12 protein-coding genes, 1 tRNA gene and 1 pseudogene are annotated in these 15,708 nt (G+C 72.9%); 10 read left to right on the forward strand and 4 right to left on the reverse strand.

Going from position 1 to position 15,708, the window contains the following annotated elements; all coding sequences use genetic code 11:
* Nucleotides 1–6: 6 nt before the first annotated feature.
* A tRNA-Val gene (locus LPC08_RS07455) sits at nt 7–81 on the reverse strand.
* A gap of 171 nt (nt 82–252) precedes the next feature.
* On the opposite strand from LPC08_RS07455, the gene LPC08_RS07460 reads away from it, so the two are divergent.
* Nucleotides 253–1,044: a DUF3108 domain-containing protein gene (locus LPC08_RS07460; protein ID WP_230452073.1), complete on the forward strand. Its 792-nt coding sequence runs from the start codon at nt 253–255 to the stop codon at nt 1,042–1,044.
* Nucleotides 1,045–1,066: 22 nt separating this feature from the next.
* On the opposite strand, the gene LPC08_RS07465 is transcribed toward LPC08_RS07460, so the two are convergent.
* Complete coding sequence (locus tag LPC08_RS07465; RefSeq protein WP_230452074.1) at nt 1,067–1,726, reverse strand: HAD hydrolase-like protein; 660 nt, start codon at nt 1,724–1,726, stop codon at nt 1,067–1,069.
* A 108-nt stretch (nt 1,727–1,834) separates the two neighbouring features.
* On the opposite strand from LPC08_RS07465, the gene glmU reads away from it, so the two are divergent.
* Nucleotides 1,835–3,169, forward strand: a complete 1,335-nt coding sequence (gene glmU / locus LPC08_RS07470) for a bifunctional UDP-N-acetylglucosamine diphosphorylase/glucosamine-1-phosphate N-acetyltransferase GlmU (RefSeq protein ID WP_230452075.1) — start codon at nt 1,835–1,837, stop codon at nt 3,167–3,169.
* Between the two features lie 5 nt (nt 3,170–3,174).
* Entirely contained in the window at nt 3,175–4,998 is a 1,824-nt protein-coding gene (gene glmS / locus LPC08_RS07475) for a glutamine--fructose-6-phosphate transaminase (isomerizing) (protein WP_230452076.1), read from the forward strand.
* Between the two features lie 425 nt (nt 4,999–5,423).
* Here the strand turns inward: glmS and LPC08_RS07480 are convergent, their stop codons facing one another.
* Nucleotides 5,424–5,999, reverse strand: coding sequence for a hypothetical protein (locus LPC08_RS07480; protein WP_230452077.1), 576 nt, complete (start codon nt 5,997–5,999; stop codon nt 5,424–5,426).
* 129 nt (nt 6,000–6,128) lie between these two features.
* Here LPC08_RS07480 and LPC08_RS07485 point away from each other — a divergent pair, with 129 nt between their 5' ends.
* The 7 genes from LPC08_RS07485 (at nt 6,129) to LPC08_RS07515 (ending at nt 14,463) form a co-directional block, all read left to right on the forward strand.
* Nucleotides 6,129–7,610: an NAD-dependent succinate-semialdehyde dehydrogenase gene (locus tag LPC08_RS07485; protein WP_230452078.1), complete on the forward strand. Its 1,482-nt coding sequence runs from the start codon at nt 6,129–6,131 to the stop codon at nt 7,608–7,610.
* A gap of 172 nt (nt 7,611–7,782) precedes the next feature.
* On the forward strand, nt 7,783–8,688 hold the full coding sequence (locus LPC08_RS07490; RefSeq protein ID WP_230452079.1) for a DMT family transporter: 906 nt from the start codon (nt 7,783–7,785) through the stop codon (nt 8,686–8,688).
* 150 nt (nt 8,689–8,838) lie between these two features.
* Complete coding sequence (locus LPC08_RS07495; protein WP_230452080.1) at nt 8,839–9,705, forward strand: Hint domain-containing protein; 867 nt, start codon at nt 8,839–8,841, stop codon at nt 9,703–9,705.
* A gap of 178 nt (nt 9,706–9,883) precedes the next feature.
* The gene (gene gorA, locus LPC08_RS07500; RefSeq protein ID WP_230452081.1) at nt 9,884–11,275 is read left to right on the forward strand and encodes a glutathione-disulfide reductase; all 1,392 of its coding nucleotides are present in this window, start codon (nt 9,884–9,886) and stop codon (nt 11,273–11,275) included.
* Between the two features lie 150 nt (nt 11,276–11,425).
* The gene (locus LPC08_RS07505; RefSeq protein ID WP_230452082.1) at nt 11,426–12,823 is read left to right on the forward strand and encodes a class II 3-deoxy-7-phosphoheptulonate synthase; all 1,398 of its coding nucleotides are present in this window, start codon (nt 11,426–11,428) and stop codon (nt 12,821–12,823) included.
* A gap of 22 nt (nt 12,824–12,845) precedes the next feature.
* A complete protein-coding gene (locus tag LPC08_RS07510; RefSeq protein ID WP_230452083.1) occupies nt 12,846–13,979 on the forward strand; it encodes a beta/alpha barrel domain-containing protein in 1,134 nt (377 codons plus the stop codon).
* A 130-nt stretch (nt 13,980–14,109) separates the two neighbouring features.
* Nucleotides 14,110–14,463 (forward strand): DMT family protein, encoded by a 354-nt coding sequence (locus LPC08_RS07515; RefSeq protein ID WP_230452084.1) that lies wholly within the window; start codon nt 14,110–14,112, stop codon nt 14,461–14,463.
* Nucleotides 14,464–14,890: 427 nt separating this feature from the next.
* Here LPC08_RS07515 and LPC08_RS07525 read toward each other — a convergent pair.
* A pseudogene (locus LPC08_RS07525) lies at nt 14,891–15,651 on the reverse strand (SDR family NAD(P)-dependent oxidoreductase).
* Nucleotides 15,652–15,708: the final 57 nt, after the last annotated feature.

The raw sequence follows: 15,708 nt of genomic DNA on the forward strand, positions 1-15,708 counted from the left end.
TAGGGGTGGTGGGCGCGACAGGGATTGAACCTGTGACCCTTCGCGTGTGAAGCGAATGCTCTCCCGCTGAGCTACGCGCCCGAACCAGCGGAACGGGGCGGCTTCTATGGGCTTTCGCCGGGGCGCGCAAGCCCCCGGGGAAGGCCGGGCGGCGCCGCGCGCCGGGGCCGGCCACGTTCCCGTCATGCGCGGGGCGTGGGGGTGTCAAGCGCGGCGAAGGCCCGATATGTGGGCTTTCCCGATGAGGTGCGGATGCGCGTCCCCTCGCTGCTCCTGGCCCTGCTGCTGGCCCCCGCCGCCGCCCGCGCCGCGCCGATCGAGGCGGTCTATGCCGTGCAGGCCGCTGGCGTGACGGTCGTCGAGGCCACGGTGCAGTTCGATTTCTCCACGCCCGATGGCTACGCCATCGAGGTCCGCCACCGCACCCGCGGCATCGCCTCGGTCTTCGTCAGCGCGGACATGGTCTCCCGCACCACCGGCCGCTGGGTGGACAACCGCGCCCGGCCGACACGCTTCAGCTCGGAGGGGACCTATCGCGGCGAGCAGCGCCGGACATTGCTGGAGTACGTCAACGGCCAGCCGGCGGTGCGCAGCCTCGTGCCCCCCAACGAGGGCGAGCGCGAGTCGGTGGCGCCGGAGCTGCAGCGCGGCACCATCGATTCGCTCTCCGGCGTCGCGCAGCTCGCCCAGGACATCCGGCGCACCGGGCGCTGCGAAGGGCAGGCGCGCACCTTCGACGGGCGCCGCCTGACGGAGTTCCGCGTGCGCACCGCGGGCTGGGAGATGATCCCGCCCGCCCGCGACACCTGGTCGGGCCGAGCCCTGCATTGCCGGTTCGTCGGCCAGTTGCTGGCCGGCTTCCGCTTCGACGACGACGCCAGCGACCGCCGCCCGCAGGAGGGCGACGCCTGGATGGCGGAGGTCCGCCCCGGCGAGCCGCCCATCCCGGTGCGCCTGGAGGTGCCGAGCAAGTGGTTCGGCAGCACCGTCATCATCCTGACGCGGGTCGGCGAGCCCGCCGCGACCGGCACGGCAACCCGCTGACCCCCCGGCGCGCGCCGGGGGGTCAGGCGGCCAGGCGCGCCATCAGCGCCGGCAGGTCCTGCGGCCGCTCGGCCACCGGCGCGCCGTCGGCCATCTCCGGCAGGCCATAGCCCCAGGCGCAGAAGACCGGGGCGATCCCCGCGCCGCGGGCGGAGCGGATGTCGTTGCTGTGGTCGCCCAGCATCGCCGTGCCGGGCGGCACCACGCCCTCCGGCACCCCCATCAGCCCCAGCGTGCCCAGCAGGTGCCGGGGATCGGGCTTGCGCACCGCGAAGCTGTCGCCCCCCGCCAGCCCGTCCAGCAGCGGCATCAGGCCCAGGCGCTCCAGGACGATCCGCGCCGCCTGGACCGGCTTGTTGGTGCAGACCGCGAGCCGCCAGCCCTCGGCGCGCAGCGCCTCCAGCGCCTCGGGGATGCCGGGGAACGGGCGGGTCAGGTCCAGCGCATGCGCCTCGTAGTCCGGGAGGAACTGCTCCAGCGCCGCGGGATCGAAGGGCAGGCCGCGGGCGGCCAGGGCCCGCTCGATCAGCACCCGCACCCCGTCGCCGATCATGTGGACCACCTCGCCCCGGGTGAAGCGCGGCAGGCCGCGGGAGGCCATCAGCCGGTCCAGCGCGGCGTGGATGTCCGGCGCGCTGTCCACCAGCGTGCCGTCGAGGTCGAGGAGGGCGATGCGGCTCATGGGCGCGTCGTATCCCCCGCCCGGTCATGCGCCGCAACATGACGTGACGCCGGGCCCCGGGCGGGAGTCTGGACGGGGGCGGGCGATCCCCGCTAGGCCGGTCGGACCATGTCCGCCGCCGCCATCATCCTCGCCGCCGGCCTCGGCACGCGCATGCGCTCCGCCCTGCCCAAGGCGCTGCACCCGCTCGCGGGGAGGCCGATGCTCTCGCACCTGGTCGCCTCGGTCGAGGAGGTGTTCGACCATGTCGTGGTCGTCGTCGGTCCCGGCATGCCCGCCCTGGAGGCGGTGGCCGACCCCTATCCCTGCGTCGTGCAGGAGGAGCGGCTGGGCACCGCGCACGCGGCCTTGCAGGCCGCGTCGATCCTGGACGGCTTTCCCGGCGACGTCGCCGTGCTCTACGCCGACAACCCGCTGGTCCGGCCGGAGACGCTGCGGGCGATGCTGGCGCGGCGGCAGGAGGCGGACCTCGCCCTGCTGGCGATGCGTCCCGCCGATCCCGCGCGCTACGGCCGGGTGCTGCCGCACCCCGACGGCGGCATCAGCCGCATCGTGGAGTGGAAGGACGCGACCGAGGCGGAGCGGGCGGAGCGGCTGTGCAATGCCGGCGTCGTCTGCGCCCCGGGCGATGCGCTGTTCGGCTGGCTGCGCCGGGTCCGCAACGACAACGCGGCGGGGGAGTACTACCTGGGCGACGTGGTGTCGCTGTGCCGCGCCGACGGGCGGCGCGCGGTCGCGGCGGAGGCGACGGAGGCGGAGTGCCGCGGCATCAACAGCCGCGCCGAGCTGGCCGCCGCCGAGGCGGACGTGCAGCGCGCCCTGCGCGAGGCGGCGATGGCCGGCGGCGCGACCCTGGCCCGGCCGGAGAGCGTGACCTTCAGCCACGACACGCGGCTGGGCCAGGATGTGACGGTGGGGCCGGACGTCGTCTTCGCCCCTGGCGTGACGGTGGAGGACGGGGTGGAGATCCGCCCCTTCTGCCATCTCGAGGGCTGCATCGTGCGGCGCGGCGCCGTGATCGGCCCCTTCGCCCGGCTGCGCCCGGGTACGGTGATCGAGCCCTCGGCCCATGTCGGCAACTTCGTGGAGCTGAAGGCCGCCGTGCTGGGAGAGGGGGCGAAGGCCAGCCACCTTACCTATCTGGGTGACGCGGTGGTGGGAGCCGGTGCTAACATCGGAGCCGGAACGATCACCTGCAACTACGACGGCCGCGCCAAGCACCGCACGGAAATCGGCCCCGGGGCCTTCATCGGCTCCGACACGGCGCTGGTCGCGCCGGTCCGGATCGGGGCGCGGGCGCTGGTCGCGGCGGGCAGCGTGATCACCGACGACGTGCCGGACGACGCGCTGGCCATCGCGCGCGGGCGCCAGGCCACGAAGCCCGGCCGTGGTGTCTCGGGGCGCAGTGTCCCGGGGCGCGGCGTCACGGGGAAGAAGGGGTAGGGGCCATGTGCGGCATCGTCGGTGTGGTCGGGCGGCAGGACGCCGCGCCGCGGCTGCTGGAGGCGCTGCGGCGCCTGGAATACCGCGGCTATGACAGCGCCGGCATCGCGACGCTGGTGAACGGCCACATCGAGCGCCGCCGGGCGGAGGGCAAGCTGTTCCACCTCGCCGAGGTGCTGGAGCGGGCGCCGCTCGAGGGCCGCACCGGCATCGGCCACACCCGCTGGGCCACCCATGGCGCGCCGACCGAGCGCAACGCCCATCCCCACGGCACGGCCCGCGTGTCCGTCGTCCACAACGGCATCATCGAGAACCACGCCGCGCTGCGCGCGGAGCTGGAGGCCGAGGGCACCGAGTTCGAGACGGAGACGGACACCGAGACCTTCGCGCGCCTCCTCGACCGCAACCTGGCGCAGGGGCAGGAGCCGGAGGCTGCCTTCGCCGGCGCGCTGAAGCGCGTCCACGGCGCCTTCGCGCTCGCCGCCATCTTCGCCGGGCACCCGCGTAAGCTCCTGGCCGCCCGGCAGGGGGCGCCGCTGGCCGTCGGCTACGGCGAGGGGGAGATGTTCGTCGGCTCCGACGCGCTGGCCCTGGCGCCGCTGACCCGGCGCATCGCCTATCTGGAGGAGGGCGACTGGGCGGCGGTGGACGAGGCGGGCGCCCGCTTCTTCGATGCCCAGGACCGGCCGGTGCAGCGGGAGATCCGCGTCTCCGCCTTCTCCGGCGCCGCGGTCGGCAAGGGCAACTACCGGCACTTCATGGAGAAGGAGCTGCACGAGCACCCGGTCGTCATCGGCGACACGCTCGCGCAGTACGTCGATGCCGGCACCCGCGCGGTGGGCCGGCCCGACCTGCCCTTCGACCCCGCCACCCTGCCGCGCCTGACCCTGACCGGCTGCGGCAGCGCCTACCTGGCCGGGCTGGTCGGCCGCTACTGGATCGAGACGCTGGCCCGGGTTCCCGTGGATGCGGACGTCGCCTCCGAGCTGCGCTACCGCGACCCGCCCCTGACCCCGGGCGCGGCGGCGCTGATGATCAGCCAGTCGGGCGAGACGGCGGACACGCTGGCGGCGATGCACCTGCTGCGCCAGGGCGGGCAGGCCACCGTCGCGGTGGTGAACGTGCCGGAGAGCAGCATGGCGCGGGAGGCCGATGCGTCCCTCCTGACCGTCGCCGGGCCGGAGATCGGCGTCGCCTCGACCAAGGCCTTCACCGCGCAGCTCTCGGTCCTGGCCTGCCTCGCCATCAACTTCGCCCGCAGCCGGGGGACCATCGGCGCGGCCGAGGAGGCACGGCTGACGGCCGCGCTGCTGGAGGTGCCGGAGCACGCGGCCCGGCTGCTGGAGGATTCCTCCGAGATCGAGTCGGTGGCCGCCGAGGTCGCGAAGGCGCGGGACGTGCTCTACCTCGGCCGTGGCTCGCTCTTCCCGATCGCCATGGAAGGGGCGCTGAAGCTCAAGGAGCTCTCCTACATCCATGCCGAGGGCTATGCCGCCGGCGAGATGAAGCACGGACCCATCGCGCTGATCGACGCCTCCGTGCCGGTCATCGCGCTCTGCCCGAGCGGCCCGCTGTTCGAGAAGACGGCGTCGAACCTCCAGGAGGCGGCGGCGCGCGGCGGGCGGATCATCGCCTTCACCGACGCGACGGGCGCCCCGACGCTGCGCCGCTTCGCCGAGCGCGTGGTGGTGCTGCCGGAGGTCGATCCCTTCGTGGCGCCGATCCTGCACGCCATCCCGGTGCAGATGCTGGCCTACCACGTCGCCGTGCTGAAGGGCACGGACGTGGACCAGCCGCGCAACCTGGCCAAGGCCGTGACGGTGGAGTGAGTGTGGACGGCAGGATGCGCCGGTCCGTGCCGGCGTGGCTGGCGCCCGTGACCCGGGGGCAAGGCTCCGCCTCGCCCCCGTACCCCCACTCCGCCAGGACCCTGCGGGCCCTGGACCCGGAGGGTGCTGCCGCGGGACAGCCGGATACGGGGTCGCGGCGCCGAGGAGCCATGCTCCTCGGCGGGTACGAGGTCCGCTCGCGCTGACGCCTGCTGGATTTCTTCTGGAGTCCCGCCTGTCCGCGTTCCGTCAGGGTTGAGCCCGCAGGCTGACGCCCACCGCGAAGAGCCAACTCCCAGCGGGGACCGGGGCCCGCTTGTGGCCCCGGCAGGGGAGGGTCTGGGAGGGGACGGCGTCCCCTCCCGGTCCGACGCCCGAACATCACAGCACCACGGGGCACGTCATCCCCCCGTCCGCATGAACTGTCAGCGGCAGGCGAACCAGGCGAAGAAGGTCGCGCTGGCCTCCGCCAGCACGGCCGCGATCACGCCGTTGAATTTTCGCCAGCCGCAATAGGCCCGGCGCAGGACCAGGGCCGCCTCCGACCCCTCCGGCGGGAGGGCGTCGAGCGAGGCGAGGAGGGTGGCGAGCCGGGGATCGGCCGGGGGGGCGGTGGCGTCGTCCGGCCGGATCGGGCGGACACCCTGGATTCCCAACGGCTCCGGCGTGCCGGACGGCAGCAGCCGGGGCGGCCCTCCCGGCGCGGCCTCCACCCGCGCCCAGGGACGCGCGATCCGCACCGCATCCACCAGCCCCGGCTCGATCCGGACGGCATAGGCCTCGTAGGCGACGGCCCCACGTCCCGCCGGCGGCCAGCGGGCGGGAAAGGGCGGGGAGAGGAGGGGCTGCCAACGGCCGCGCGACTCCGGCGGCAGGGACCGCCAGGCCTGGTCCAGGAGGGCGAACAGCGCCTCCGGCCGGGGTGGGAAGTCGGCCGGCGCCCGCCCCGCGGCGGGGGCGGCGGCCAGCAGGAGCAGGAAGCCCAGCGGGACGAGGCGCATGCGAACTCCTTGCGGACCCAGGTCCCACGACATCCTGTCCTGACCAGGAGGATTCCGTCGACAGGGGACGGGCGTGACATGGGCCGCCGGACGGCCCATCTGTCGGCGCATCATCCCAGGAGAGGCGCCATGCTCGATACGGTCAGCAAGCTCGTTCTCAAGGACCCCGACCTGTTCCGTCAGGCGAACCGGATCGGCGACCGCTGGGTGAACGCCGCCGCCTCCGGCAAGACCATCGCGGTGAAGAACCCCGCGACCGGCGAAGTGATCGGCAGCGTCCCCTCCCTCTCCGCCGCCGAGGTGCGCGAGGCGATCGAGGCGGCCGAGGCGGCGCTGCCGGCCTGGCGCGGCCTGCTCGCCAAGGAGCGGGCCGCCATCCTGCGGAAGCTGCACGACCTGATGCACCAGAACGCGGACGACCTGGCCGCCATCATGACGGCCGAGCAGGGCAAGCCGCTGGCCGAGGCCAAGGGCGAGGTCGCCTATGCCGCCGCCTTCTTCGAGTGGTTCGCCGAGGAGGGGAAGCGCGTCTACGGCGACATGATCCCGACCTTCAAGCAGGGCTCACGCATCCTGGCGATGAAGCAGCCGATCGGCGTCTTCGCGGCCATCACCCCCTGGAACTTCCCCGCCGCCATGATCACCCGCAAGGCCGGGCCGGGCTGGGCCGCGGGCTGCACGGGCGTCATCCGCCCGGCCTCGCAGACACCCTTCTCCGCGCTCGCCATCGCCGTGCTGGCCGAGCGCGCCGGCATGCCGCCGGGGGTGTGCAACGTGGTGACGGGCGCCGCGTCCGAGACGGGGGCGGAGCTGACCGGCAACCCGATCGTGCGGAAGTTCTCCTTCACCGGCTCGACCGAGGTGGGGCGCAAGCTGCTGGAGCAGTGCGCCGCGACGATCAAGAAGACCTCGATGGAGCTGGGCGGCAACGCGCCCTTCCTGGTCTTCGACGATGCCGACCTGGATGCGGCGGTGCAGGGCGTCATGGCGTCGAAGTACCGCAACACCGGGCAGACCTGCGTCTGCGCCAACCGCATCCTCGTGCAGGAGGGGGTCTACGACGCCTTCGCCGCGAAGCTGAAGACGGCGGTCGAGGCGCTCAAGGTCGGCAACGGCATGGAGCCGGGCGTGACCCAGGGCCCGCTGATCAATGCCGACGCGGTGGAGAAGGTGGAGGAGCACATCGCCGACGCCACCGGCAAGGGCGCCAGGATCCTGACCGGCGGCCATCGCCACGAGAAGGGCGGCAACTTCTTCCAGCCGACCGTCCTGACCGACGTGCCGGACGACGCGCTGATCTTCCGCGAGGAGACCTTCGGCCCCGTCGCGCCCCTCTTCAAGTTCCGCACGGAGGAGGAGGGCGTCCGCCTAGCCAACGCCAGCGAGTTCGGCCTGGCCGCCTATTTCTATGCCCGCGACATCGGCCGCATCTTCCGCGTGGCCGAGGCGATCGAGAGCGGCATCATCGGCATCAACGAGGGCATCATCAGCAGCGAGGTCGCACCCTTCGGCGGCGTGAAGCAGAGCGGGCTGGGGCGCGAGGGCTCGAAGTACGGGATCGAGGACTACCTGGAGATCAAGTACTGCCTGCTCGGCGGGCTCGGGGCCTGACGATGGCGTGCGGCGGGGCTGCCATGCCCCGCCGCACGGTGGCCGGGGCCCGCGGGCTGGGCTAGACGGGACCTGCCGGGGAAACGTTCGAGGCCTCCGACCTCCCGCCCCGTGCCATCGCCACCGACCCGGGGGCCCTGGCACGGCGCCCATTCCCCGGAATCAATGCCCCATGATGGACAGCCCGTCCGCGCGCGGCGTGGTCCTCGCCCTGCTGGCCTATGCGTTCTTCGCGGTCAGCGACGCGTCGGTGAAGCTGCTCCACGGCGGGCTGGACCCCTTCCAGGTCTCCTTCATCGGGGCGTTGCTGGGCTTTTCCGTCCTGCCCTTCATCCATGGGCGCGGCATGCCCTGGCGCTCGCTGCTCGCCACCCGGCGGCGCGGGCTGTGGCTGCTGCGCGGGCTGATGGCGGCGCTGGGCAGCGTGTGCAGCGTCACCGCCTTCACCCGCCTGCCGATGGCCGAGGCCTTCGCGCTGCTCTTCCTGCTACCGACCTTCGTGACCATCCTCTCCGTCCTGTTCCTGAAGGAGCAGGTGGGCTGGCGCCGCTGGAGCGCGGTGATCGTGGGCTTCGCGGGCGTGCTGATCGTGCTGCGCCCCGGCTTCCGGGAACTGACGCTGGGCCATGTCGCGGCCATCATCGGCGGCTTCGCGGGGGCGGTGACGGTGGTGCTGATGCGCGCCCTGGGCCGCACGGAGAGCCGGGCGAGCCTCTACCTCTCCGGCCTGCTCGGCATCCTGGCGGTCTGCGGCGCGCTGATGCTGCCGAACCTCGCCTGGCCGAGCGCGATGCAATGGGTCTGGCTGCTGGGCTACGGGCTGCTGGCGGCCGTGGCGGGGGTGCTGATCCAGGCCGCCTCGGCGGCGGCGCCGGTCAGCCTGACGGCACCGACCCAGTACAGCCAGATGCTCTGGGCGATCGGCTTCGGGTACTGGGTCTTCGGCGACCGGCTGGATGTCTGGACCTTCGCGGGGGCCGCGGTGATCGTCGGCTCCGGCCTCTTCACCCTGGCCCGCGAGCGGGCACGCCGCTCGCCAGGGGGCGGTGGCGCGCCGCCGGTGAGGTCCGACGGTTGAGGAGCCATGCCAGGGATGCCGCGACGGGCGTGTGGTGCCAGGGCGTTGGAAACCATTGCGTGCGGCTGAACGGAATGTGAAATATAGCTTTATCTGTTACGCTTCCGATGGCACTCTTGCCGCATCCGAAACGGGTGCAGGAGGGTTCGCGTGGCCGTCGGGACTTATGCCTTTACCTACACGGTCGATGTCGCCACCGGCGCGATTCTCGACGACATCAGCTTCGTCGAGGCCGTCATCGACGGCGGAGCCCTGGGCACGCTGGCCCCCGGCGACACGGCCGTCATCGATTCCTCGGTCGGTAGCGGGATCACCTCGACCTTCTACGGGACCGCTGGCGACGGGGCCCTGTTCGACGTGGGCGGCAACGCCCTCATCTTCACCAACACCGAACTGACGATCGGCGACACCGTCGGGATCGATACCGGCGCCTCCTTCGTCATCTGCTTCCTGTCTGGGACGCTGATCGCGACGCCGCGTGGCGAGGTGGCGGTGGAGGAGCTGCGGGCGGGCGACCTGGTGCTGACCCATGACGGGCGCGAGGCGCCGGTGGTGTGGCTGGGCCGGCAGACGGTCAGCACCGCCTTCGCCGACCCGCTGCGCGTGGCCCCTGTGCGCATCGCCGCCGGGGCGCTGGGCGAGGGGCTGCCGGTGCGCGACCTGCTGGTCTCGGCCGACCATGCGCTGCTGCTGGACGGGGTGCTGGTGCAGGCCGGGGCGCTGGTGAACGGCCGCAGCATCACCCGCGAGATGGCGATGCCGGAGCGCTTCACCTACTACCACGTGGAGCTGGCCGACCACGCGCTGGTGCTGGCCGAGGGGGTGGCGGCGGAGAGCTTCATCGACAACGCCGCGCGGCGGAGCTTCGACAACTGGGCGGAGCATCCGGGCGGGGCGGAGGAGATGGCGGAGCTGGCGCTGCCGCGGGCGAAGTCGCACCGGCAGTTGCCGGCTGCCCTGCGCGCCCGCCTCGCCGCGCGCGCCGAGGCCCTGCTCCCGGCCCCCCTGGCCGCCTGAGGTCACGCGAGGCAGGCCCCGCCGGACATCCGGCGGGGCCTCCCTTTCCATAACGCCGGCACGGCCTCTGGCGGAGGCGCCGGCCCTGCGGCTGCTGCCGGCCGGACCCCCCCCCGGCAAGCCTTGCCGCCGGGGGCCCGCGACCCGACCTTGCTTCCCGACACACCGGGGAGCCCCCATGGCCTACGACTTCGACCTCTTCGTCATCGGCGGCGGCAGCGCGGGGGTGCGCTGCGCCCGCATCGCCGCCGGGCACGGCGCCCGGGTGGGCATCGCCGAGGCGCGGTTCTGGGGCGGCACCTGCGTCAATGTCGGCTGCGTGCCCAAGAAGATCATGGTCCAGGCGGCGGAGTACGGACCCTGGGCCGAGGATGCGAAGGCCTTCGGCTGGGACATCGAATGCCATGGCCACGACTGGTCCGTCCTGCGCGCCGCGCGCGACGCGGAGGTGGCGCGGCTGAACGGACTCTACCGCCGGCTGCTGGAAGGGGCGGGGGCGACGGTGTTCGAGGCGCATGCCCGCTTCCTCGACGCCCATACCCTGCAGGTCGGCGAGGAGCGGGTGACGGCGGAGCGTATCGTCGTCGCCGTCGGCGGCCGGCCCTCCCGCCCCGACCTGAAGGGCGTCGATTGCGGCCTGATCTCGGACGACCTCTTCACGCTGGAGAAGCGGCCGGAGACGGTGATCGTGGTCGGCGGCGGCTATATCGGCGTGGAGTTCGCCGGGCTGCTCTGCGGGCTGGGGTCGAAGGTGAAGCTGACCTACCGCCAGAAGCTGCCGCTGCGCGGCTTCGACCAGGAGATGCGCGAGGCGCTGGCCGACGCCCTGGCGGCGCAGGGGATCGACGTCTTCCCCGGCCAGAAGATCGAGAGCCTGGAGGCCGCGGGCGACGGGCGCATCCTCACCCTCGCCTCCGGCCAGGTGCTGGAAGCGGATGCGGTCTTCCTGGCCGTGGGCCGCGACCCGGCGACCGAGGGGCTGGGGCTGGAGGCGGCCGGCATCGAGACCAACGAGCGTGGCGCCATCCGGGTGGATGACGACCACGCGACGAACCTGCCGCATGTCTACGCCATCGGCGACGTGACGGACCGGCTGAACCTGACGCCCATGGCCACCGCCGTGGGCCATGCCCTGGCGGACACGCTGTTCGGCAAGAACCCGCGCCGCGCCTCCTACGACAACGTGCCCAAGGCCGTGTTCTCCACCCCGCCCATCGGCAGCGTCGGCCTGACCGAGGAGGAGGCGGAGAAGCGCGGCCGGACGGAGATCTACACCACCCGCTTCACCCCCATGCGCCACACCATCACGAAGCGCGAGGGTCGGCGGACCCTGATGAAGCTGGTGGTGGACGCCGAGAGCCGGAAGGTCCTGGGCGCCCACATGCTGGGCGAGGACGCGCCGGAGATCATGCAGGGCATCGGCATCGCCGTCCGCGCCGGGCTGACCAAGGAGGATTTCGACGCCACGATCGGGATCCACCCGACGGCGGCGGAGGAGTTCGTCACCCTGCGCTCTCCCGCCCGCACCGTCGGCGGCGAGGAGGAGGAGGCGGCGGACGACGCCGCTTGACCGGGCGGGCCCTGGGGACGCCGGCGCGGAGGGCCGCATCCGCTCCCCGCGACACGCGCCGGGGCAGGGGTGCGGCGGACGCGGCTTCCTCTCCCCTGGCCCGGCGTCTATGGTCCGCGCCCCCGTCCACGGAAGCGTAACCGTAAAGCCATGACCGACCGCCACCGGACCTCCGGCAACTGGACTCCCGGCTCCTGGCGCGAGATGCCGATCCGGCAGGTGCCGGACTATCCGGATCGCGACCGCCTCGCGGCCGTGGAGGGGAAGATCGCCTCCTTCCCGCCCCTGGTCTTCGCGGGCGAGGTGGACCGCCTGACCGCGCGCCTGGCCGAGGCGGCGGAGGGCCGCGCCTTCGTGCTCCAGGGCGGGGACTGCGCGGAATCCTTCGGCGACTTCCGCGCCGACGGCATCCGCGACACCTTCAAGGTGCTGCTGCAGATGGCGGTGGCGCTGACCTTCGGCGCCTCCCTGCCGGTGGTGAAGCTGGGCCGCATGGCCGGGCAGTTCGCCAAGCCGCGCTCCTCGGACGTGGAGAAGAAGGGCGACGAGGTGCTGCCCTCCTACCGTGGCGACATCGTCAACGGGCCGGAATTCACCGCCGCCGCGCGCGTGCCCGACCCGGCGCGGATGGAGTTCGCCTATCTCCAGTCCGCCGCCACGCTGAACCTGCTGCGCGCCTTCGCGACCGGCGGCTTCGCCGACCTGCACGAGGTCCACCGCTGGAACCTGTCCTTCGTCGCGCGCTCGCCGCTGGCGGAACGCTACCAGGATCTCGCGCACCGCATCGACGAGACGCTGCGCTTCATGGCCGCCTGCGGCATGAGCGAGGCGCCGCAGGTGCGCGAGACGGAGTTCTACACCAGCCACGAGGCGCTCCTGCTCGGCTACGAGCAGGCGCTGACCCGAGAGCCCTCCACCCATCGCGGCAAGCACTACGCCTGCTCCGCGCACTTCCTGTGGATCGGCGACCGCACCCGCCAGCCGGAGGGCGCGCATGTCGAGTTCCTGCGTGGCGTCGCCAACCCGATCGGGCTGAAGGTCGGGCCGACCACGGTGCTGGACGACCTGCTGCGCCTCGTCGAGCGGCTGAACCCGGCGAACGTGCCGGGCCGGCTGACGCTGATCGCGCGCATGGGCGCGGGCAAGGTCGAGGAGCACCTGCCGCCGCTGGTCAAGGCGCTGGCCGCCGAGGGGCGCAAGGTGACCTGGCTGTGCGACCCCATGCACGGCAACACCGTGGCCGCCGGCAGCTACAAGACCCGTTCCTTCGACGCGATCCTGCGCGAGGTCCGCAGCTTCTTCGACGTGCACCAGGCGGCCGGCACCTGGCCGGGCGGCGTGCATGTCGAGATGACCGGCGCGGACGTGACGGAGTGCCTGGGTGGCGCCCACCGCCTGACCGAGGCGGACCTGTCGCGCAGCTACGCCACCGCCTGCGACCCGCGGCTGAACGCGGAGCAGTCGCTGGAGCTGGCCTTCCTGGTCGCGGAGGAGCTGAAGTCGCGCCGTCCCGGCGCGCCGGCCCTGCCGTTGCAGGCCGCGCAGTAGCCGGGACGGGGAGGGCGCCGGGATGGATGGGTTCATCGCCGATCCGGATGCGGAGACCGCCGTCTCCGCCCGCACCGACTGCTACTTCAACCGCACCAAGGCGATCGTCGCGCGCCACGGCGACTGCCGGGTGACCTATGCCGTCTTCCTGCGCCGGCCGGTGGTCTCCGCCCCGCGGCTGGCGCTGGACTGGCTGGCCGAGGTCGCGCGGGCGCGCGGCACCGCCTTCGACGTCGAGCTGATGCACCCCGAGGGCGAGTGGGTCGGCGCCGGCGATCCGATCTTCTACCTCTCCGGATCCTTCGTGCATCTCGCCGACCTGGAGACGATCATCCTGCAGAAGCTCGGCGCGCCCTGCGTCGCCGCGCAGAACGCCTATCAGATGTGCCTGGAGCTGCCGCAGGTTCCCTTCCTCGCCATGGAGGCGCGGCACTGCGCGGGCGCGGAGATGCAGGAGATGATGGCCTATGCCGCCTCCGTCGGCAGCGCCGCGGCGCAGCGCGAGGGAGCGGCGGGCTTCATCGGCAATGCCAATGACGGCACGGCGCACTGGTTCGGCGCGCCGCGCGGACGCGGGACGATGCCGCACGCGCTGATCGGCTATGCCGGCTCCACCCTACGCGCCGCAGAGCTGTTCCACGAGACCTTCCCGGAGGAGGATCTGACCGTCCTGACCGATTACTTCGGCCGGGAGGTCACGGACGGGCTGGAGGTCTGCCGCCACTTCCCCGAGCTGGCGGCGGCGGGCCGGCTGTCCGTGCGGCTCGACACCCATGGCGGCCGCTTCCTGGAGGGACTCGATCCCGCGCAGTCCTACGCGGTGCTGGAGCGGCACGTGCCGGGCGCCATCCGCCGCTACCGCACGGAAGCCGAGCTGCGCTACCTGGTCGGCACGGGCGTGTCCGCGGCGGCGATCTGGCGCATGCGCGAGGTGATGGACGAGGCGGGCTTCCCGAAGGTGCGGATCATCGCCTCCTCCGGCTTCTCGGTCGCGAAGTGCCGCGTCATGGCGGAGGCACGGGCGCCCGTCGACGTGGTGGGCACCGGCTCCTTCATCCCCGACGTCTGGAGCGAGACCTACGCCACCGCCGACATCGTCGCCTATGACGGCGTGCCGCGCGTGAAGGTCGGGCGCGAGTTCCTGCTGCGCGGCTGACGCCCCCGGGGCGCCCGCCCTGCCATCCCCGGCTGCGCGGGCCGCCCCGGCAGGGCGGCACGCTGCCGCGTGGCACGGGGCTCTGCTACGCCTGGAGTCCCTCCTACCCCTGCGGGAACGAATCCGAGCCATGAGCGCCACGATGGTGAAGGTGCTGCCGATCCTGCTGCTGCTCTGTTCCAACGTCTTCATGACCTTCGCCTGGTACGGGCACCTGCGGTTCACGGACCGCCCGCTGTGGCTGGTCATCCTGGCAAGCTGGGGCATCGCCTTCGTCGAGTACTGCTTCGCCGTGCCGGCCAACCGCATCGGCCATGCCGCCTACAGCGCGGCCGAGCTGAAGACGATGCAGGAGGTCATCACCCTGGCCATCTTCGCCGTCTTCTCCGTGCTCTACCTGAAGGAGGCGCTGACCTGGAACCACGCGGTCGGCTTCGCCTTCATCGCCCTCGGCGCCTTCTTCGTCTTCAAGGGACCGCTCTGAGACGCCCAGCACACTGCGTCGACGTCTACCGGCGTGGGGTGAGCCTGTAGCCCGGGGGCAAGGCTCCGCCTCGCCCCCGTACCCCCACTCCGCCAGGACCCTGCGGGCCCTGGACCCATTTGGCGCTGCCGCGGGACAGCCTGCGACGGGGTCGAGGCACCGAGGAGCATGGCTCCTCGGCGGGGACGGCCGCAGGACTCGCTGACGCCTTTGATGTTTCTTTCAGAGTCCCGCCTGTCCGTGTTCCGCCAGGGTTCAGCCCGCAGGTTGACGGCAACCGCGAAGAACCAACTCCCAGCGGGGTCCGGGGCCCGCTTGTGGCCCCGGCAGGGGAGGGTCTGGGAGGGGACGGCGTCCCCTCCCGGTCCGCCGCCCGAACACCACAGCACGACGGGTCAGGTCATCCCGCCGTCCGTATGAGCCGGGCTCAGCCGGCGTCGTTGCGCATGCCGCGCGCGGTGAAGCCGCCATCCACGGCGACCATCTGGCCGGTGACGTAGGCGGATGCCTCGTCCAGCAGGAAGGCGATGACCGAGGCGATCTCCTCCGGCGTGCGTAGCGCGCCAGCGGCACTGCCTCGACCCAGCCCTGCCGCGCGGCGGCGGTGTGGTGCTGCGCCACCAGCGGCGTCTCCACCGGGCCGGGGGCGACGAGGTTCGCCCGAATCCCCAGCGGCGCGAGCTCCACCGCCATCACCTGCGTCAGGTTCGCCACCGCGCCCTTGGACGCGCCATAGGCCGCCCGCCCCGGATTGCCGCGCAGGCCGGAGACGGAGCCGATGTTCACGATCGCAGCACCCTGTGCCTCGCCCCGGTCGCGCAGCGTGCGGGCGACGGCCTGGGCCATCAGGAAGGTGCCGACGACGTTGATCTCGTGGATACGGCGGAACTGCTCGGCCGTGGTGTCGAGGAAGGGCGTGTCCGCGCCGATCCCCGCCGAGTTCACCAGGCCCCGCAGCGGGCCGAAGCCCGCTGCCGCCTCGCGCACCAGGGTCGCCACCGCCGCCGCGTCCGTCACGTCCAGCGTGGCCGTCCGCAACGGCGCGTCCCGCTGCTCCGCCGCCAGCGCCGCGAGGGCGTCGGCGTTCCGGTCCGCCGCCAGCACCCGCCAGCCCTGGCGCAGCAGCAGGCGGGCGGTGGCGGCGCCGATGCCGGAGCCTCCCCCGGTGACGATGGCGGTGCGGCCCATGGCGGCGTTCCTGTGCGTTCCTCGCGCGGCGGGTCGTGCTGCCCGCCGGGGCGCATG

It is taken from the genome of Roseomonas sp. OT10 (assembly GCF_020991085.1).
In the GTDB taxonomy this organism is placed as follows: domain Bacteria; phylum Pseudomonadota; class Alphaproteobacteria; order Acetobacterales; family Acetobacteraceae; genus Roseomonas; species Roseomonas cutis.